We start from the raw sequence: 21,072 nt of genomic DNA, 5'->3' as shown, positions 1-21,072 counted from the left end.
CGTGAGAACTAACAAAGTCGTTTGGAGTGAGGGTCTTTTTCTTCGCCCGCAACTTTTTCAACAGCAAGAGCGTTATCTTGAATATTACGCTCATAAACGAGCCGCCACGATTACCCCATTTTTTTGGGGATTCGCGCAATATGAAATTGATCGCGAAGCGCTCTCTTATGGCAAGTTGGTACTGCGATCTGGCAAAGGGGTATTACCGGATGGAACGCCTTTTGATATTCCCGGTCATGCGGAACTGCCTGAGCCACTTACCATCACTCCGGATCATTTGGGCAAACTAATCTATCTGGCGGTTCCGTTGCGGCTGGATAACAGTGATGAAACTATTTTTGACGAATATGACATGAGTTCATTGGCGCGTTTTTATGCCTATGAAGCAGACCTCAGTGACACGAATGCTATTCGTCAGGGGCCGAAGCCGGTGCAGTTGTCGCGGCTGCGGCTTAAATTGGTTTCTGAAAGTGAAATGACCGAATCATGGATTGGGTTGCCACTGGCCAAAGTCAGAGCGATTCAGCCTGATGGTAGCGTATTGCTGCATCTGGAAGACTACATTCCTCCGGTGACGGGATACGCGGCGAGTTCACTGCTGTCAGAGTGGCTGACCCATCTTAATGGCTTGGTCAAAATGCGGGCTGATATGCTGGCTAAACGTCTGTCAAGCAGTGATGGTAAAGCCAGCGCCAGTGCTGAAATTGTCGACTACTTGCTGCTGCAAATTTTTAATAAATACGAGCCAAGTCTGGATCATCTGCGCAATATCCCTGAATTGCCGCCAATCGTGCTTTATCAAGAACTTGCCAAGTTTGCCGGTGAATTATCCACCTTTATTCGCACCAAAACGCGTCGGCCGCGCCCGGCGCCGGGATATGACCACGGGAAACTCTACCCGTCGATTCGCCCATTAGTGGACGATGTGCATGAATTGCTCAATCAGATTCTGGTGCGTGCAGGGCAGATGATCCCGCTGGATCCAAAAGGGAATGGCGTATGGTCTGCCTCTGTGCTGCCTAATGAATTACGTTCGTTTTCCCATTTGGTATTGGCCGTTCATGCACAACTACCAATGGACGTATTGCAGCATCAATTCTCAGTACAGACCAAAATCAGTGCGCCACAACAGTTGCATGAACTGGTGCGTTCACATTTACCGGGTCTCGAATTACAGCGGTTGCCGGTTCCACCGCGGCAAATTCCGTACAGTGCGGGATACGTTTATTTCGAATTGATGAAAAGCGGGCCATTTTGGGACAAAGTTTCCAATGCAGGGGCCATTGCACTCCACGTGGCTGGCGATTTCCCTGCATTGAAAATGGAGCTCTGGGGGATTAGAGATTCATGAGTGATAGCAGTGAATTGAACCCTGGGATACCGATGCCCTCCTTTGATCAAAGCAGAGATGCGGATACCAGTCCGCAGGCGTTAGGCCATTTCTTGCTTGATGAGCCGAGTGTCTACACCGAGAGCACACAATCTGGTGCGGCGTTCAGCCATGAGGCTACGCGCTCATCGGGTTTTCAGCCCTATGATACCGCCCAACTTCGAGGCGAAAGTGTCCAACAACGCGTGGCTAAAGCGGTCGCGTCGCCAACACCATTATTGGAGGCGGCACAGCCGTTATTACGCGCTTTAAGCGAAATGCCACAAGAGATAGCGGATGCCTCACAGGTTCAGATATTAAAAGAGAGCCTGAAGAATGAGATAACTCTGTTTAGCGTGGTGTGTGATGAAGCGGATATCTCGTGGAAGAAAATGGCGATTGTCCGCTATTGCTTGTGTACCGCGCTAGATGAAGCGGCTCACACCATGTCATGGGGCGTCATGTCGGGTTGGTCGCAAAGCAACCTGCTCAACCATTTTGAAGGTGATAACGACGGCGGGAATAAATTTTTCCTGTTAGTGGGCCGCCTCTCAATGAGTCCACATGAGTATGCGGATTGCCTGGAAGTATTGCTGAGGATCCTAGGGCTGGGTTTTGAAGGCCGCTACAGCATTATCGATGAGGGTGACCGGCAATTAACCAAAATCCGTCAGGGATTGTTAACGTTATTGCAGAGTACCCGCGATACCGTTCCTACCGCGCTTTCTCCGCATGGATTAATCGCGCATCAGCTCCGCAAACGGCGAGGGATCTTTGTTCCGGTTCGTGTGTCGATGCTGCTGTGTGGTTTCTTGATTGCGGGCACCTTTATTGGCAGTAAATATTTTCTCTCCGTCCCCGAAAGCGACTTGCTGAAGAGAATGGAAGCCTTGCAACGTCCGGTTATCGTGCCAACCGTTGCGGTACAAAAACTACGTCTGGCTATTTTGTTAAAAGATGAGATAGCGAAGCAGCTAGTGAGTGTTGATGAAACAAGCAGTCGCAGCAAAGTCATCTTCAAAGGCGACACCATGTTCCAGGTGGGTTCGGATAAAGTCCGCTCCGAAATCATGAGTGTCATCGAGCGTGTTGCGCAGGAAATTCATCGCGTACAAGGGGCGGTGCTGATTATTGGGCATACCGACTCTATGCCGATCAACAAACCAGGTTTCCCTAATAACCAGGTGCTTTCTGAGAAACGTGCCGCCAACGTTGCACGCTTTATGGAGAAAGCGGGTATCCCGACTGACAAAATCCGGTTTGAGGGGAAAGGGGATACGCAGCCAGTCAGTAGTAATGACGATGCAGCCGGGCGCTCACAAAACCGCCGTGTAGAAATCTTTGTTAATTATTGAGATATAGAATGTCTTATTTGAATCGATTGTTTTCTGGCTGGGCCATGAAACGAATATTGCTGGTGGGCTGCTTTCTGTTACTGGCTGCCGCAATATGGTTTTTGGGGCCTTTCCTCGGATTTGGCGAGGCGCGACCGCTTGAAGGTTATGAACCCAGAATTATTTTCTTACTGCTGGCTCTGGCTCTGTTATTGGGCTTTTGGTTTAACGTGCCGCGCTTTGTTATGTTGGCGGTGGTCACCTGCGCTGCGGTATGGGTTATCGCGCCCTTTATATTAGTCGGGGATAGCCATCCGCTGGAAGATCCATTGCGTCGTGGCGCAATCATCGCTTTTATTGCCTTTATCACCATTCTTTATGGTGTGTGGCGTTTTATGCGGGCTTTAGCGCTCAACCCTGCGCTATTGGATAATTTTATCAACCCGAAGAAAGGTCAATCTGAACTCGAACCTGACCTTTCTGAAATCAATGCGGTGATTCGCAATGGCATAAATTATGTCCGCCGTATTCACAGTGGCATTCCAACCTGGAAGCATTTTTTTGTTTCCAGCCGCTGGCGTAGCGAACTGCCTTGGTTCATGGTGCTGGGCACCAAGAGTGCGGGTAAAACCTCGCTGATCCTCTCATCAGGACAAGATTTCCCTCTGCCTGAGCAGTTGGATCGCATCGGTAAAGAAAATGTACCGACCCAGCATTGCGAATGTCTGTTCTCTAATGATGCCCTGTTTTTAGATACCGCCGGTAAGTACATTGATGACGGCAAAGCGCATCAAATTGAATGGAATGGCATCTTAAAGGCACTGAAAAAGTATCGTCCGGTCAAGGCGGTTAACGGCGTTATTGTGGCTATTTCAGTCACCGACATTTTGGGTAAAAGTAAAGCCGAGTTATTGACACTATCGGCCACACTGCGCGCGCGTTTAGATGATGTGCGTGGTGCGCTCGGTGTTCGTTTCCCGGTATATGTGACTATCACTAAACTGGATCAACTATCTGGTTTTGATGAGTATTTCCGTAATTTAACCGCCGAAGACCGCGAACAAATCTGGGGTGTGACTTTCCCTTATAACGAGGAGAAAGGGCGCGCGGATATGGAGCTTGAGCAGCGTATCAGCACTGAGTTGGCACTGCTTGAAAACCGCATCAGCAACAACATGCATGTGCGTCAGCAAGAAGAGTATTCCGTCACTGATCGTAAAGGCATGTATGCGTTACCGCAGGATTTCAGATTGTTGTCCCAACGGGTGACTGAAGTCTTGCAGAATGTATTTTTTGCCTCGCGTTTTGATGAGACAAAATTCCATACCACATTGCGTGGGATCTATTTTGTCAGCAGTTGCCAACCTGCAAATATTGGGTTGCTAAATAACAGCACCCTGGTCCAGAAATGGCGCAATGTTATTAGTCATATCAAGCCTGCATCCCCGGCCTCGCTTTCGCAAAGAAGTGATGATGAAGGTCAATTGATCAGCGAAACGGCTTATGGAAAACAATATTTCCTCAAGCAGCTATTCCGCGACGTCATCACCCAAGATGGGGATTTGGTGAGTTATAACCTTAAAGTGCAATCCAAATACCGTTTCCAGAATTTACTGGGGCACGTGGCTTGTATTGGGCTGGCGGTGTGGCTGGTATGGGCATTCCTTATCAGTTTTCAGCACAACGATGGCTATTTACAGGCGGTTGGCACCAAGCTCCAGCACTTAGAGAGCAGTGTTAGCAGTTATGTTAAAACCACCCATGAGCAGATGTTACCCACGCTGTTGAATGCTACTCAGCAGTTACCTGAGTACGGTACGCTCGATGTGGAAAACCCGAGTCTTGATTGGCGTTATGGTTTATACACTGGCGGGACGGTGTCGCGGGGCGCGAACAATTTGTATCATTTTTTCCTGCAAAAATACCTCTTCCCGATGGTGGAACGTGAGGCCGAACTCTCATTAAACAATGCGATCAATAGTGGCGATTCTGAAGCGGTCTATGTCGCGTTAAAACTCTATCTCATGCTGACCGATGAAGAGCATTTCGATCAGAATTATGTGGTCGATAAAGTCACTCAAGCTTGGCAGAAGAGCGGGAAAATCGAACCTTATGAAGAGAAAGGTATTTTCGCCTCCCATTTGAATACGCTTTTCAGCCAAAAAGCGTGGCGACAATATGGACAAGCGGCAGATAGCGAGCTGATCAAACAGGCCAGGGCCATGCTGGCAGAGAAAACTGAGACTGCCAGACTCTGGGGGCGCGTTCAATCTCATTTACAGGCACAAGCGCCCGCCAATCTGACATTACGTAAAATGGTGGGTGAGAATGCGACACAGGTTTTTACCCTATCGGATGACGAATTACTGCATGAAGGGGTTCCGGGGTTATATACCCACGCCGGGTATCATCAGGTGGTTAAAAAAAAGCTTACACCATTGCTGATGCAACTTCAGCAAGAGGATCGTTGGGTGATGGCTCAGCCGTTGACTGCTTCATTTGATCCTCTGGCGCTACAGCAAGATGTGCTAACCCTGTATTTGAAAGAATACACCGATTACTGGAAACGCTTCCTCTCCAGTGTGCGCCTGATTTCTGTTGATGCTGACAGTGGAGAGTATGCAGAAGGGTTATCTCTGGATATTGCGCTGTTGAGAACGCTGGTGTCAGAGAACTCGCCTTTGCTCAATTTGGCAAAGCAGTCAGTGAAAGAAACGACGTTAGTTGAAACCGTAAAAGAGAAAACACTACTCGACGATATAACAATAAGAAATCAGGGAAATTTAGTTAACCAGGCTAAAAAAGTGCAGGAAAAGATCGCTTTTCGTGAGAATAAACTGGTTCAGGAATTTGTTGATAGTCAATTTGACGGACTGCGCGCTTTTGTTAAGGGCGAACCGAGCGATGGGGAGAATAACAGTAACCTTGCTGTGATTCAGGGTACCCAGATGAGCCGGGTTATTGGTGCGTTGAACGATCAATATACCCGTCTGGTGGTGTTTAACAGCGCGTTTGAATATGGCGATATCCCGCCGATCTCTCATGGTGGGGAGCGTATCGTGATTGAGTCACAAACCTGGCCGGATCCGTTTAGCAATATCATTGCGCCACTTTTAACCAGTTCATCGCAAAAGTTTGAAAATAAAGTGATTACCCACACCTCGAAGGCCATTGATATGGGGGTCGGTGAGATATGCCGCAACACCTTACAGGGGCGTTATCCCTTTGCTGATAGTGAGAAAGTCGTCAGTTTAAGTGATTTTGAGCGCTTCTTCGGCGCGGGTGGCACGGTGGACAGTTACTTTAAGAAGAACCTGGAAAGCAAAGTCGACACTACCACCACGCCTTGGCGTTATAAAGGCAGTGCCAGCCGTGATGGTCTGGAATTTTTTGAACAGGCGGCGGTGATCCGCAATGCATTATTTAATGCCAGTGAAGGCCGCAAAGTGGCTTTGGACTTCTCGGTATCCGTGCGTTATTTAGCCCCTTCAATTACGCAATTAATCATGAATTTTGACGGGAATATTGTGCGCTATTCTCACGGCCCGGTGACGCCATCATTCTTCAAATGGCCGGGCGTTCGTCAAGGAACAATAGTGAGTTTAACCGCTCAGCGCCAACAAGCTTCAGCGATGCCAGACATCCTGCTGCGTGGCCCTTGGGCATTGCTGAAATGGGCTGATAAGGCTGATGAAGTGGCACAAGACGCCAGTGGCATGCAACTTCTGACCTATGTCATGGGCAAAGATCGCGTCGAGCTGGAAGTGTCCGGTTTGACTTACGGTAATGAGAGTATCAGTGAACTGCTTAGAGGCTTCCAATGCCCAAGTACGCTCAATGATGATATGCATGAAATTTGGTGATTTAACAGGAAGTTAAAGCTTACAAAACTATGGATTTGGAGGTGTGTAGGTATGGAAAATTAATGGAATAAACCGATTCATCATGATGCACCAACCATTAAAAGTGTAATGAACACTTTGCGATATTAACCGGATATTAGGTATTAGTATGTCAAGGACAATAAAGTTGAGCAGCCCGGCCATGCCCTATTTATTGGGTGAGCCTGCGCTGGTACTGTCGAAGTTAGAAGGAGAGGAAGCCTTTTCGACTTTGTATTCATATACCATCACGGCAAAAACGCCGGCTAACCCCTCCATTCCTTGGCAGACAGCCTCTAATGTCGATCTCAAAGCCTTAATTGGTAAAGAGATGACCATTGAAATGGAACTGGATGGTAACGGCCTTGATTATGTAAAAGGTGTCGGTAAAGGCACGCGTGAAATTTCAGGTTTGGTCGAAAAAGCCCGATTTATTGGTCGCGATGCCAATCAGGCGATGTTTGAAATTGTCCTTCGACCTTGGTTCTACCTCACAAATTTAACCTCTGACTTTAAAATTTTTCAGAATAAAAATGTAGTAGATATTATTGATGAAGTGCTCGCTGACTATAATTTCCCGTTTGAAAAACGGCTGGCAACTACTTATCCAATACTCGATTTCCAGGTGCAATACGGTGAAACCGACTTTAATTTCCTCCAGCGTTTAATGGAGGAGTGGGGTATTTATTGGTTTTTCGAACATGATGATCATAAACAAAAATTAATTCTGGTCGACCATGTTGGTGCTCACAAACGCTATTTCAGTGAAGCCTACCACACCATTGAATATCTCTCGGATGAGCCAAAGGCTGGGGAAGAATACATCTCCCAATTCCAGACGCAGGAAACGCTAACTACTGGGCGCTGGGTCTATAACGACTACGATTTCACCAAATCCCGTGCTGACATTTTGACCATGGACAGCAAGCCACGCAAAACCAGTTTTAGCGATCTCGAAATTTATCAATGGCCTGGGGATTATGACCAACCGGATATCGGGGAGCATCTGGCGCGAGTGCGTATTGAGGAGCGCGGCGCATTGGGTTCGCGTGCCGTCGGTTTCGGTGAGGTTCGTGGCATCGTTTGCGGCGCTAACTTCGAACTGCAAGGCTTCCCGGTTGATAAAGCCAACCGCGAATATATGGTTATCTCCAGCCGTTTGTTGGTTAGTGAAGTGGCGCAGCTATCCCGTGGGGATGAGTTTCACTATGAAACCACGTTTACGGTTCAGCCCACCACCAAGATCTATCGTCATCCACAACTTACACCCAAGCCAAAAACCAGTGGGCCACAGAATGCCATTGTGGTGGGGCCACCGGGCGAAGAGGTCTGGACGGATGAATATGGCCGGGTAAAAGTACGTTTTGTCTGGGACCGTTACGGCAAAAACGCAGAGTCGGACTCATGCTGGTTACGCGTGAGCCAGGCTTGGGCCGGGAACAGTTTTGGTGGCATTTATATTCCGCGTATTGGTCAGGAAGTGCTGGTGGACTGCATCAATGGCGACCCGGATCGCCCGCTGGTCAGCGGTAGTCTCTACAATAACGTGACTCGCCCACCGTGGGATTTACCTGCGAATGCCACACAAAGTGGCATGGTCAGCCGTACCATTGGCGGTGGGCTAACCAACTATAACGGCGTGCGTTTTGAGGATAAACCTGGCCTGGAGCAATACTGGGAGCAGGCCGAGCGCGATATGGCGCGTCTGACGAAAAATGATGAAACGCAAGTTATTGGCGCTAATGCTGATCTGAGTGTGGGGGCCAACCGCAGCGTGCTTGTAGGGGCTAATTCGACATCAACTGTTCTTGGTGCTTCCGCACAATCCGTCGCTTTAGCGTCTTCAATACAAGTTGGCTTGGCACGGAGTGTGGTGGTGGGCGCCACTCATGCTCTGAATGTCGCTTTAGCCAATGCCACCAACGTGGGTGGTGCCAACCTGACCAACGTCGGTGGTTACAACGCACTTTCTGTCGGTGGTGCTCATCAGGTAGCCGCTGGCGGTGCTGCGACACTGGTTGCCGGTGGTGCTGTGGCGATCGGGGCGGGTGGTGAGTTGGTGCTCAGTGCCGATACCATCAAGATTGTCGGTAAAAAGAAAGTCATTATTCAGGGGGGAGAGATCCACCTTAACTCTGATGATTGTTGTGGCGGGGGTGGCGGCGGTGCGGGTGGTGGCTTAGCCGCGCTTTCAAGCCTGGCGGGACTGAAGTTACTGGGGGGAGGTATCGGGCTGCCATTGCCATTACCACCATTGCCGATACCACCGATCATTCCACCGATACCGCCAATTGACCCGCCAGTACCGTCAATTGATCCACCGATACCGCCAATTGATCCATCAATACCGCCAATTGATCCGCCGGAGCCAACAATTGATCCGCCGGAACCAACGACGGATACCCCGGAGCCAACGACTGAGACACCGGAACCGACGATAACACCGGAGCCAACGACTGAGACACCAGAACCGACTGTGACACCGGAGCCAACGGTAACACCGGAGCCAACGGTAACACCGGAACCGACGGTAACACCGAAACCGACGGTAACGCCAGAGCCGACTGATACGCCGGAGCCGACCGAAACGCCGGAGCCGACCGAGACGCCGGAGCCGACCGATACGCCTGAGCCGACCGATACGCCTGAGCCGACCGATACGCCAGAGCCGACCGATACGCCAGAGCCGACTGAAACGCCGGAGCCGACCGAAACGCCGGAGCCGACCGAAACGCCGGAGCCGACTGAACCACCAGAGACGCCAGAACCAACGCCAACGGATGAACAGACACCTCCGCCTTGATTCTGATAAAAAGTGAACTCAGCATATTCGGTGTGAACCTGAACCGTCAGACATGCCGATATGCTGAGGAAAAAATTATTGAATGGTTATGCCGTTAAGAGAGATGAAATATGTTTTGTGCAGCAAGAATGGGCGACGCCACCAGTTGCGGTGCGATATGTAGCGGTTCACCCAATGTATCAATTAACGCAGTTCCGGCTGCAATTGCGGGCGGGAGCGCGGCATCGTCCTCGTTAGTCGGGATGACCAGTGTAGTCACAGGCTCCGGAACCGTTTTTATTAATAAGTTTCCAGCCGCGCGCGTAAGTGATGTGGCTGGAGATGGTGCCGCAATTGTCTGCGGATCGCCGAATGTCTTTATAGGCGGCTAATAGGCATGTTACTCGTATTAACCTGGCCACGGATGTCGCAACAGTTTCAGCTTAATGATGCGATTACGGAGCAGAATGCTGTCTGTTTTAGCATGGAAAAAGGGGAGTTTACTCCCCATTCTATGGGGGATAGACAAAATGAAGTCCGGTTTTACCGGCATTCGTCTGAATCAATGATCGTTAACCAAAGTAGTGATTTCATTTGTATTATCAATGGAAAAGAGTTAAATCCAGGTGAGCATCACCCAATATCATTCGGTGCGGAAATTAAATTTGGTCATTTTGTCATTACCGCCAAAAAAGCCTCTGGGCAAGCAGCAGGTAAGAGTTTTACTGACAACTTGTTAATGCTGGAACATCCCTCGATATGTGATACGACTGACTTACCGGAAATAGAAGATATTTTGTCTCATGGTGGTCATTACATCTCTTATTTCGATGATGTTAATGAGATACAAACTCATGGACAGCAGGGGCCAGATATCCTGAAAAGCCTGGAGTTGGAGTACAAACGCTTTCTAATGTGGGGTGAGCAAGGCCGGGAATTCTCCAAAAAAGATAAACAGCAGGTAACAAAATTATCTGCCAATGATGGTTTTTTAGAGAATATAAGGGAATGCGTAAAGGATAAAACGCTGACGGAATGTATTTTAGATTCCGGTGGACTTATCGAAAAAGTCACAAAGGAATTAAGTGTCATAGATTATCTGGACACATCCCATAATGACGAAAAAGTTGATTTATTAAAACTGTTGGCACCAGAACACCTCACTTCAAAAGAAAAAAACAGTGTGCCTGCGCTGGTATTCCAGGAACTCTATAAGTTAGGGCTAGATAGCCATTTATAAATTTAAATATGGAAATAACAACTTAATGAATACGACCAACTTAAATGAATTATTGAAAAGCAGCTCATTGGCCGAAATACAATCGGATGTTATTGCCAAGTTGAAAGCCAAACCGGCAGATACCTATGCACGCGAGCTATTATTTAAGCTCTATTGTCTGGCTGGATTATGGCAAAAAGCGTTATTGCAACTTGAAACTCTGACTAAGTTTGCCCCAGATATGACCAAGCAGGCAGAGCTGTATAAGAATCTGGTCTTGAGTGAGACGTTACGTGAAGATGTGCTGGCAGGGAAACGCGACCCTGGAACCTTGGGTAATCCTCTGCCTGAGTGGGCGGTATTGATGCAGCAAGCTAACCAACATTTGCATGAGGGTGATTACTCACAAAGCGAAGAACTGCGCGAGCAAGCATTGTCACAAGCCCCCGAAAGTGCTGGGGAAAATAGCTCAGCGACGCCCTTCTCATGGATAGCGGATAGTGATAGCCGTATCGGGCCGGTTTGTGAGTTTATCAGCGCAGGCGGTTATCGTTGGGTACCTTTCGCTGATGTGCAATTAATGACGGTTTCTAAGCCTAAAAATATTACAGACCTGGTTTGGGCGCCGGCACAATTGACGGTGAATAATAAAGTTTGGTACGGCTATATTCCGGCGCGTTATCCGTTATCTCTTGATGCTGATAATGATACTAAACTTGGTCTTAAAACCGAATGGAGCCAACCCGCAGACTCGCTCTATATTGGTTCAGGGCGGAAAATGTTTATTACCGACCAGGATGAGTATGCATTATTCGATATTGAAGAGTTTCGCTTTGATGTTGAAAAATTTGGGTTTAACGAACAGGTTAATTAATGGAAAAGAAGAGACAGTTTTTGCCTACTCTGCTTGAGCGTTTACTTGATGATGAGCCTAAAAAATTGTTAGAGCCTCATGATAAGTTTTTTTATGACTCACGGACTATGCGAAAACTGGTGCAACGGAATATTGCTGAAATATTAAATAATGCCAATATTGACGACCGGCTTGATGAACAGCGCCATAAATGGGTAGCAAAGTCGGTATTAAACTATGGTATTTCGCCACTGGTGGGGAGGCATTCGACTCCCCATAACTGGGCGACTATCGAGCGAATTATCCGTGAAGCCATCATCCGTTTTGAACCCCGGATCATCGCAGAGTCTCTGGCTGTCAATCAGCAGCATAATGCCAGAAATGGCATTGTTCAGTTTGAAATCAGAGGTCTGATTGAGTGGGACCCGTATCCTATTGATCTGTGTATCGGGGGAGCTTATGACGTTGAAACCAATCAGGCAGAACTCAGCGCACGTTAGTCAAAGAGGCGAGCTATGGCTATATAAACAAGGGGTTAATTTGGGGAGCCGAGAACGAATGGCTCCCCAGACAGTTGCCAGGTGGTCAATCAATGTACGTCAATTGAATACCTGAGCTGGGGGATAATTATTTGCTCTTATCCTGCAGGCCACGAGCGGTCAGATTATTATTATCCACCTGCGGCAAACCTACCTCTGCCGAAGCAGATAATAACCCAGTAGTGGCATAGCTAAAGAGCTTCTTACGTGTATCGGTGATATCGAGATTGCGCATAGTTAGCTGGCCGATACGGTCATCTGGTGAGAACACTGAATCACCTTTTTCCATCGTCAAGCGCTCTGGCTGATAAGTCAGGTTTTCAGAGACAGTATTCAGGATGGAATAATCATTACCACGACGCAGTTCCAGAGTGACTTCACCGGTAATTTCGCTGGCAACCCAACGCTGCGCCGAGTCACGTAACATCAGCGCTTGTGGATCGAACCAACGGCCCTGATACAGCAAGCGGCCCAGCACACGGCCATTAGCATGATATTGCTCAATGGTATCTTCGTTATGAATACCAGTCAGCAGGCGCTCATAAGCGATGTGCAGCAACGCCATTCCTGGGGCTTCGTAAATACCACGGCTTTTAGCTTCAATAATACGGTTTTCAATTTGGTCGCTCATGCCCAAACCATGACGGCCACCAATACGATTGGCTTCCATCATTAGCTCAACGCTATCGTCAAACACCACACCATTGAGTGCCACCGGGTAACCGCGCTCAAAACGGACCGAAACTTCTTCTGCTTTCACTACCACATTTTCGTCCCAGAACTTCACACCCATAATCGGGTTAACGATTTTGACGCTGGAGTTCAGGAACTCCAGATCTTTGGCTTCGTGAGTCGCGCCCAGCATGTTTGAGTCAGTGGAATAGGCTTTCTCGGTCGACATCTTGTAATCGAAACCGGATTGAATCATAAATTCGGACATTTCATGACGGCCGCCGAGTTCATCGATGAAATCAGTATCCAGCCAGGGTTTGTAAATTTTCAATTCAGCATTAGTCAACAGACCGTAACGATAGAAACGCTCGATATCATTACCTTTGTAAGTACTGCCATCACCCCAGATATTCACGCCATCTTCTTTCATGGCGGCAACCAGCATGGTGCCAGTGACCGCCCGGCCCAGTGGGGTGGTGTTAAAGTAAGTTACACCGGCGGTGGTGTTATGGAAGGCACCACATTGAATAGCGGCGATCCCTTCAGCAACCAATTGTTTACGACAATCAATCAGACGAGCTTTCTCTGCACCGTACTCCATCGCTTTGCGCGGAATGGCATCATAATCTTCTTCATCAGGTTGACCCAGATTAGCCGTGTAGGCATAAGGAATTGCCCCTTTTTTCTGCATCCATAACAGTGCTGCACTGGTGTCTAAACCACCGGAAAAAGCAATACCAACACGTTGATTTATAGGAAGGTGTTTGAGAATAGTTGTCATCAATTAAATCCTGTATGAATGAGTTCTGTCTGGCAAAGGTTTCAATGCCTACATTGATATCGCAAAACCGGTGTTCGAGTCAAAGATATTTTGCATATTTATGTGTGTTTCATTGCATAACTATTTCATTGTTGTTTGTGTGAAATGATGTTTCATTTAAATTAATTCGCCATTCTGTTATGATGTTCGCATCGACTTTTATCGAGTATATACCCTAAATAATTCGAGTATATTAAGTTGAAAATCTTTTGTGAAAATGCATGGTATAAAAAGCGGAAATCCTATCGGGTATTGTTTTGGCGTGAGATAACGCCGCTGGCGATCCCACTGTTTATTGAAGGGTCGTGTGTCTTACTAATGGGGGTGTTTAGCACTCTGTTGGTCAGCTGGTTGGGTAAAGAAGCCATGGCCGCAGTAGGGTTAGCCGACAGCTTCAATATGCTCATTGCGGCTTTTTTCACCTCTGTGGCGCTCGGCACGTCGGTGGTGGTGTCATTCAGTTTGGGGCAACGTAAGCGCAAACAGGCACAAACAGCGGCGCGCGAATCCATCTCTCTATTAGTCTTAATCTCGCTACTGTTGGTGTTGCTGGTGCATTTTGCCGGAGAAGCCATTATCAATCTGATGGCCAGCCAGGCTGATCCTGAAGTTAAAGCGATGGCGCTGACCTATCTGCGTTTAACGGCGTGGAACTATCCGGCGATGGCAATCACGTTGGTGGGATGTGGGGCATTACGCGGTGCCGGTAACACGCGACTGCCGATGTTTATTAATATCAGCATGAATATCCTTAATATTGCTATTAGTAGCGTGCTGATTTACGGCGTGGGGAATTGGCAGGGGCTGGGGTTTATCGGCGCGGGTATCGGCATCTCAATTACCCGTTATTTAGGCGCTCTGGTGGTGGTGTCAGTGCTGATTTTCGGGGCGAATAATACTTTACGCATTCCCTTTAAATCTTATTTTATGCCTTTTACCTCCGCCATTATGTTTGAGGTTTTGAGCATCGGTATTCCTGCCAGTGTTGAGTCAGTGATGTTTAATATTGGCAAGCTGATTACTCAGCGCTTTGTGGCGGGTATGGGAACAGAAGTGATTGCCGGTAACTTTATTGCGTTTTCCATTGTTGGGCTGATCAACCTGCCGGGCAATGCGCTGGGATATACCTCGACGATTATTATCGGCACCCGCTTGGGAAAAGGGCAGATTTTGCAGCCTATCCGTCAGATTAAACACATTTTCTGGTTATCAACCCTTGGGGTGTGCTTTATCGCCTTGCTGTCGATCCCCAGTGCTGGGTTTCTGGCGTCGTTGTATACCCATGAACCGGGGGTTATCGATGTCGTTAAGCACCTGATTTGGATCAATGCACTCTTTATGCCAATTTGGGCTGCGGCCTGGGTGTTGCCATCAGGGCTGAAAGGCGCGAAAGATGCCAGTTATACCATGTGGGTAGCGCTCGCAGGGATGTGGGGGTGCCGTATTGTCGCTGGTTATATTCTAGGGGTGACATTAGGGTTTGGTGTCACTGGCGTCTGGATGGGCATGTTCCTCGACTGGATAGTGCGCGGCGTGCTGTTCTATCGTCGTATGGCGAGTGGCCGTTGGTTGTGGCGTTATCGACCAACGGCTTGATAATGATGGCAGTCATGGCGGCTTATTAGCCGCTATCGATTATGTCTGCAATAAGCCATTCTGCATTCTTCTGTTTGATTCCTCTCTTTAAGTGACGATCGTCGCTAATATTTGAACTTCATCACGAAAACAACAAAACAAAATAAAACAACAAAATGCCACATTGTGGTTTTTAATGTTGACCTATCTTAATTTTAAAGGATATTGGTTTTAATTATTGAGAATTTTACTTTATTGATGAAGTTAATAGCTATTAAATTAATGGGGCTAATAAGTGATGCAATGTTGTTTTGTGTTGCTTTGAATTGTTGTTTCTGTGATTGTGAATTGCAGTTAAAAACATAATAACACTTTCTAACATTTCTTATCTTTTGAGGCCCGACATGAAAAATGTAGCAATACTCGGAAGCAGTGGGGGAAACCTGTTCAATCTCGGTGGTGCATACCCCGAAAGACTTCTACAAGAAATTTATACCCAACTCCATTCTGCGGGGCTAGGTGTCAGTGCGGTGCAATTTATTGCAGCAGAAGAATCGATGGATGTGGCAAAACCGACCACCGCCGCCGCAGTGTATTCAATAACCGCCGCAGAAAAGGATAAACCCCAGATTAGTTTCCAGGGAAAACTGTCAGAGGTGAATGACGCGGTAAAATCCTCGGATGCAGCCATTGCGGCACAAATCCGTGCTGGTGCTATTGATGGCATTATTATTATGAGTGCCGATCCCGACCGCAGTAATAAAGAAGCTATCCTGGCGGCGATCGAAAAGAAAGTTCCTATCGTGGGCACCGGCGGCACCTCAATGGCGATTATCACCTCCAAAGGCGCCAATGTCATTGCCACTTCTGGGACCACCGGCACCAATAGCCGTACCCGGGCTATCTCTTTTACCGCCTCGTTATGCAAATACTGGCAGATAAAATATACCCCGGTCTTGGGTAGTGGCGATGCCATGCTGCCGGGCAGCGATAAGAGTCTGCTAAAAAGAATCAATATTCGCAGCATCATGATCCCAGCCTTGCCCGGCTTTATCGCTATGGCCATTGTGTTAGCGCTCAGCCATATCCCAGGGCTGCAATCACTGAATGCCATCTTTGAACTGTTGCTCAAGGGGTTGCCGGTGATTGTCGCAGTTATTGCGGCTAAACAGGTCTCCGAGCTGGATGAAGTATCGATTGTGGCGGGTGTGGTTGCTGGTGTGCTGTCGGTTGAAGGGGGGTTAATTGGCGGTATTTTGGGCGGGATCGGCGCGGGTATTATGGTGCGTTATTTGTTCGGGTTGTGCCTGAAATGGCAATTCCCAATGACGACAATCAATATCGTGGCGGGTGGTTTGTCCGGCTTATTCTCTGGTCTGGTCATGTATTACCTACTCAGCCCATTGGCTTTGGCCGCCGGTGACTATATCAAATTGGCCATCGAAGCCACTTTGGCCTTCAGCCCAATATTAGCCGGATTACTGGCGGGATTGGTTATTTGGCCAGCTATTCTGGGTGGTGTTTATCACGCCGTTATATTGCCGCTGGTCTTACTGGAAATGGAAAAGTCCGGTGTTAGTTTCCTCGGTGCTGTCGATATGGTTGGGCTGGTGATGGTAGCGGCAGGTATTAATCTGGCAAACGTCATTGCGCCGCGAGAAAAAAGTGAGGCCGCTGTTGCTGCTCCGGGGTTGTTAATTAACTTAGGTTTCGGGACGTTTGTCGAATCGGCTTATCCGTTCATGTTCTCTAATAAAGTCGTCTTTGCAGGCGCGATATTCTCAGCCGGTGTCGGTGGAATGTTGTTGGGATTATTGAATATTAAAGGCGTGGCTTATGTCCCTGCTTTCGCCTCACCATTCTTATCAAATAACGCTTTCTATATGGCGATAGTGATGGCGGTAACGTTAGTGTTGACTTGTGTCATCACCCTATTAGCCAACAAATTTGTAGCAATTAAAAAGGCAGTACCCGAATCACCAACACCAGGGATTTCGGCTAAGAGTTAACAATTAAAAAAGCAGTTTTATATAAATCAAGTAGAGGTAAATATGTTCAACGCTGATATGAGTAAGAAACGGTCCGTCGCTATGGATAAAGTACGAAACGCAATTACGTTACATGGCGGTCAAACTATTCTGAGTACTGGAATAACCGGAGATGATGCTCGCTTAGCGAAAGCAGTATGCGATTCTGGTGTTAAATTGTTAGAGCCGAATCACCCGGCATTGGCATTAGCGCGTGGCCATAATGGTGTGACGAATATGCATGCCGCAGAGCGCATTCGCCATGAGATAACTATCGGGCAAATGGCGGAAGCAGTGCAGGGTGTACGTAATGTGGTGGCGGATGATATTTTTATTACTGTCGGGATTGCCGGGGGCTTTACAGAAACTGTACCTACGCCGGTAACTGAACAGGATATTTTATTGATTGCTCAATCAGGCGCTGATGGTTTACATACCCATAAATCCAGTTTTGAGGATTTAAAAGAACTGGTCGATTTAGCTCATAAATATGGTCTGACAGTGGATGCTTATATTGGTCACCCAAGCGATTTGCACACCTTCGGTATTGCGGCTGAAACTCCTGCTGATGTCGCTGAAGTGGCTAAAAAAATGGAAGAGTTAGGGGTTGATATGATTGGTTTAATGACCGGCATGAGCTACGAAGGGGTTGGTGCTGGCGATATTCCTGATGTTATCAAACAACGACTTTTGGCCTTGGTCGGTGCAGTTTCAGTACCCACATTAGCCGAAGGCGGTATTAATCTGGAAAATGCAAAAGCATTCAAAGATACCGGTGTCAATATTCTGGTGGTGGGCACCGCTATTGATAATGTTGTCTGTAATGCAGCTAAGGATGTTGTATCGCGGTTTATTACTCACTGATGGTATGGGGTTAATTAGCTCAGTGAGTGAAGGTTTGACCGCACCCAGGGGCGCTCCGGTGGCTTATGCGCTTATATTTTAAATAAGTGGGACACCAACGGCACATTTCCCCTTTATTTGATTTTATCAGCAGTCAGAGGGAGAAGGAATATTTTCTCCCTTTTTATTGGATTTAAAGTATGTACAAGTTACTGGCCCTTGATCTTGATGGTACTTTACTCAATCAGCAAAACAAAATATCAGCTCAGAATATTAACGCGATAAAGCGTGTTATTCATCAGCATGGCACAGTGGTTTTATGTTCAGCCCGACCAGTTAGGGCTATTGCAGCTGTTATCCGCAATACTGAATTAGAATATTTAATTCGTTACTTTATTTCGTTTAATGGTGCATGGATATATGATGCTGTTGAGAAGAAAGATATTCGTTTTATGCCATTGCGTCGCCTGGATGTGAGGGATGTGATAACTATGCTTGCTGAAAATGAGTTTCAATATCACTTTTTCACCCGCGATAATATGATATCCAGTTTAAATTATATCAGTGATTATACACGCTATGAGTCTCAACTCTTTGCGATGGAATTATCTTTTGTTGAACCTAAAGACATTATTAAACGAGATGATATCGTCAAAATCTCTATTGTTGGCTCGACTGATTTTATTGATAATGTCGCTAATAAAATAGACGAGAGATTTCATCGTCAATACTCACTCAGTAAGACCAGTCGTCATTATTACGAAATAATGAGACAGGGCATTACGAAGGGGGAAGCATTGCATTATTTATCACAGCATTTAAATATTGGCTCTCAATCGGTGGTCAGTATGGGCGATCAGGAAAATGATATCAGTATGTTTCAGTTTTCAGCCGTCGGTGTGGCAATGGGTAATGCCAGTGATTTTGTCAAATCTTGCGCGGACAAAGTGAGTCAGGATAACAATCACCATGGAGTTGCTTTTGCCATTAATCAACTCTGGCCACTGTGACGGAATCGCCTTTTGTTTCATAAAATTATTGCGTAGAATGGCAAGTAAAATAGCCTAATGAAATAGGCTCTAAATGTATCGTACAGCTTCGGGCCGCTATTCTTATGAATCAGATCAAACGTAAACAGTTTATTTTGGAAAAGCTGGATAGCCTTGGTGAGGTTTCTGTTATTGGTCTTTCCGAGGAGTTGGGTGTGACATCTGAAACGATCCGCAGAGATCTTTCCTATTTGGAAAAGAGTGGTGAGGTCACCAAAGTCCACGGCGGTGCAATAAAAGTTCAGAATATTCAAGAGGGCAGTTTTGCTCAAAGAATGGATTTAAATCGCCAGGAAAAAATGCTGATTGGTCAATATGCGGCTTCACTGGTAACTGAAAATGATAGTTTATTTATTGACTCTTGTACCACTACACTTATTTTTGCTTCATTTTTGCCGTTAGTGAAATTTACTGTTTTTACCAATTCATCTTTAATTGCCGATAAAATAAAAAGTAAAAATAATATGGCAATTGTGCATGTGTTGGGTGGTGAATATAACCATATTTATAAAGCTAATTTAGGTATTCAAACAATTGAACAAATGAATGACATTCACACCGATTTTAGTTTTGTGGGCGTTGGCGGTATAGACAGTGATTTTGGCGTGATGGTAAAGAATCTCGATGAAGGGCGTATTGCCAAGAAAATGCTGGCAATGGGCAGGCAGAAAGTGATTTTATGTGATACCAGTAAATTCGGTCAAAGTGGATTAATGAAAATAAGTGACATCAACGATATTGATATTATCGTCACCGATAAAAAGAAGAATCCTCATAAGCAAGCAATTGAAGCGCTTTATTCAGATAAAATCATCTACGCCAATTAAGATTATTTAAATCCCCCACTTATTATTCGCAGGGGGATTTGTGCTATTTTGCTATTCTTCTCGTTTTATCGGGAAGCATAAATTGCATCGCGCAGGTCATTGACAAATTGCCCGGACATCCCCTCATATGAAGTATTGGTGAGTGCCACCACAGTTAACTTCTGCAGCGGGTCGACAAACCATGAATGCCCATAAACCCCGCCCCAACTCCAGGTGCCGATAGATTCTGGTGAAGCCGCTTCAAGTGGATTTCGCAGTACGGAAAACCCTAAACCAAAACCGATGCCAGGCGCATCGGGTAGGGGAATGCCGCCCGTTTGATCTCGTCCCATTTCATCAACTAGTGCGGCAGGAAGTAGCGGTGCGCCACCTTGACGCAGTGTTTCTAATAAACGTAACAGGTCACTGGCGCTCCCCACCATGCCCGCACCACCCGAAGGGTACGATTGTGCATTGAGCGCGCGGGCGGGAGAAAACCGCACGCCAATTTCCTCGGGTGTAAAAGCAACGCATTCACCTTCTTGTAGCCGTCGCGGTGCAGGGAGGTCATTAACATAGGGCGTGGCTAAACGGCCGATATCGCGGGTGAAAAAATCAGTATCATTCATCTGCAATGGCCCGGTCACTAACGCACGAATGGCTTGATTCAACGGCTGCCCGCAGACTTGCTCGATAAGCGCGCCAATCACATCAATCGCCAGAGAATAACGCCAGGATGTTCCCGGAGCGAAGTGCAGTGGTACCGTCGCTAATCGACGCAAATTCTCATGCAAGGTTATTTCTGATTTATCCATACCATCGGATACCCCGGCGCGGGCATAGGGGCCATTGTCATCGGCTTCAGAAAAGCGATAGCCCAAACCGGCAGTATGACTGAGTAATTGACGCACAGTAATATCCGCTAATTCCCCCTGTGCGAGCCGTGGCTGAAAGTCCGGCAGCCAGCGACGAATATTGCCATCAAGCTCAAGTTTGCCTTGTGCAACCAAGACCATCGCCGCAGTGGAAACAATGGGTTTACTGATAGATGCCAGGCGGAATATCGTGTCAACCGTCATCGGGCGCGCAGTTTCGCGCTCAGCTAATCCTGCCGCGCGGCAGAAATGTATCTCACCGTTAAGGGCGATAATGACGACCGCGCCCACCAGACGTTGCTCAGCGAGCGCCTGATCAATGGCAGCATTAACTCTTCTCGGCAGATGCTCTGGGCGTATTGATCCAGGCGAACTCACGGACATAGTTGTTCCTTAATCGGGCTGAATAATAAAATCACTCTAGCCAG

General features: G+C 47.2%; 15 protein-coding genes. 13 read left to right on the top strand and 2 right to left on the bottom strand.

What is annotated here, in order from left to right; all coding sequences use genetic code 11:
• Position 1: 1 nt before the first annotated feature.
• The 8 genes from tssK (at position 2) to HU019_RS12920 (ending at position 11,938) form a co-directional block, all read left to right on the top strand.
• Complete coding sequence (gene tssK / locus HU019_RS12955; protein ID WP_174847300.1) at positions 2–1,351, top strand: type VI secretion system baseplate subunit TssK; 1,350 nt, start codon at positions 2–4, stop codon at positions 1,349–1,351.
• Positions 1,348–2,724 carry a type VI secretion system protein TssL, long form gene (gene tssL / locus HU019_RS12950; RefSeq protein ID WP_174847299.1) on the top strand — a complete coding sequence of 459 codons (1,377 nt, stop codon included), beginning with the start codon at positions 1,348–1,350 and terminating at the stop codon, positions 2,722–2,724. The genes tssK and tssL overlap by 4 nt, the downstream gene beginning before the upstream one ends.
• Positions 2,725–2,732: 8 nt before the next feature.
• Positions 2,733–6,566, top strand: coding sequence for a type VI secretion system membrane subunit TssM (tssM, locus tag HU019_RS12945; protein ID WP_174847298.1), 3,834 nt, complete (start codon positions 2,733–2,735; stop codon positions 6,564–6,566).
• A gap of 181 nt (positions 6,567–6,747) precedes the next feature.
• Positions 6,748–9,387, top strand: coding sequence for a type VI secretion system Vgr family protein (locus HU019_RS12940; protein ID WP_174850492.1), 2,640 nt, complete (start codon positions 6,748–6,750; stop codon positions 9,385–9,387).
• 110 nt (positions 9,388–9,497) lie between these two features.
• Complete coding sequence (locus HU019_RS12935) at positions 9,498–9,758, top strand: PAAR domain-containing protein (RefSeq protein WP_005168539.1); 261 nt, start codon at positions 9,498–9,500, stop codon at positions 9,756–9,758.
• 5 nt (positions 9,759–9,763) lie between these two features.
• Complete coding sequence (locus HU019_RS12930) at positions 9,764–10,606, top strand: TagK domain-containing protein (RefSeq protein WP_174847297.1); 843 nt, start codon at positions 9,764–9,766, stop codon at positions 10,604–10,606.
• 25 nt (positions 10,607–10,631) lie between these two features.
• Positions 10,632–11,459, top strand: a complete 828-nt coding sequence (locus HU019_RS12925) for a type VI secretion system accessory protein TagJ (protein ID WP_174847296.1) — start codon at positions 10,632–10,634, stop codon at positions 11,457–11,459.
• The gene (locus HU019_RS12920) at positions 11,459–11,938 is read left to right on the top strand and encodes a type VI secretion system baseplate subunit TssE (protein ID WP_174847295.1); all 480 of its coding nucleotides are present in this window, start codon (positions 11,459–11,461) and stop codon (positions 11,936–11,938) included. Before HU019_RS12925 ends, HU019_RS12920 begins: the two co-directional genes overlap by 1 nt.
• Before the next feature lie 127 nt (positions 11,939–12,065).
• On the opposite strand, the gene argG is transcribed toward HU019_RS12920, so the two are convergent.
• Entirely contained in the window at positions 12,066–13,430 is a 1,365-nt protein-coding gene (argG, locus tag HU019_RS12915) for an argininosuccinate synthase (RefSeq protein ID WP_005165407.1), read from the bottom strand.
• Positions 13,431–13,667: 237 nt separating this feature from the next.
• On the opposite strand from argG, the gene HU019_RS12910 reads away from it, so the two are divergent.
• The 5 genes from HU019_RS12910 (at position 13,668) to HU019_RS12890 (ending at position 19,790) form a co-directional block, all read left to right on the top strand.
• Positions 13,668–15,065 carry an EmmdR/YeeO family multidrug/toxin efflux MATE transporter gene (locus HU019_RS12910; protein ID WP_174847294.1) on the top strand — a complete coding sequence of 466 codons (1,398 nt, stop codon included), beginning with the start codon at positions 13,668–13,670 and terminating at the stop codon, positions 15,063–15,065.
• Positions 15,066–15,448: 383 nt separating this feature from the next.
• A complete protein-coding gene (locus HU019_RS12905; protein WP_174847293.1) occupies positions 15,449–17,053 on the top strand; it encodes a PTS sugar transporter in 1,605 nt (534 codons plus the stop codon).
• 42 nt (positions 17,054–17,095) lie between these two features.
• The gene (locus HU019_RS12900) at positions 17,096–17,935 is read left to right on the top strand and encodes a beta/alpha barrel domain-containing protein (protein WP_174847292.1); all 840 of its coding nucleotides are present in this window, start codon (positions 17,096–17,098) and stop codon (positions 17,933–17,935) included.
• A 179-nt stretch (positions 17,936–18,114) separates the two neighbouring features.
• Positions 18,115–18,924, top strand: coding sequence for a Cof-type HAD-IIB family hydrolase (locus HU019_RS12895; protein WP_174847291.1), 810 nt, complete (start codon positions 18,115–18,117; stop codon positions 18,922–18,924).
• Positions 18,925–19,028: 104 nt separating this feature from the next.
• Positions 19,029–19,790 (top strand): DeoR/GlpR family DNA-binding transcription regulator, encoded by a 762-nt coding sequence (locus HU019_RS12890; protein WP_174847290.1) that lies wholly within the window; start codon positions 19,029–19,031, stop codon positions 19,788–19,790.
• Positions 19,791–19,855: 65 nt separating this feature from the next.
• Here the strand turns inward: HU019_RS12890 and HU019_RS12885 are convergent, their stop codons facing one another.
• The gene (locus tag HU019_RS12885) at positions 19,856–21,028 is read right to left on the bottom strand and encodes a serine hydrolase domain-containing protein (protein ID WP_174847289.1); all 1,173 of its coding nucleotides are present in this window, start codon (positions 21,026–21,028) and stop codon (positions 19,856–19,858) included.
• Between the last annotated feature and the right edge of the window lie 44 nt (positions 21,029–21,072).

It is taken from the genome of Yersinia artesiana (assembly GCF_902726545.1).
In the GTDB taxonomy this organism is placed as follows: Bacteria; Pseudomonadota; Gammaproteobacteria; order Enterobacterales; family Enterobacteriaceae; genus Yersinia; species Yersinia artesiana.
Note: the sequence above shows the minus strand (reverse complement) of the source record. Positions and strands in the feature narration are given on the sequence as shown.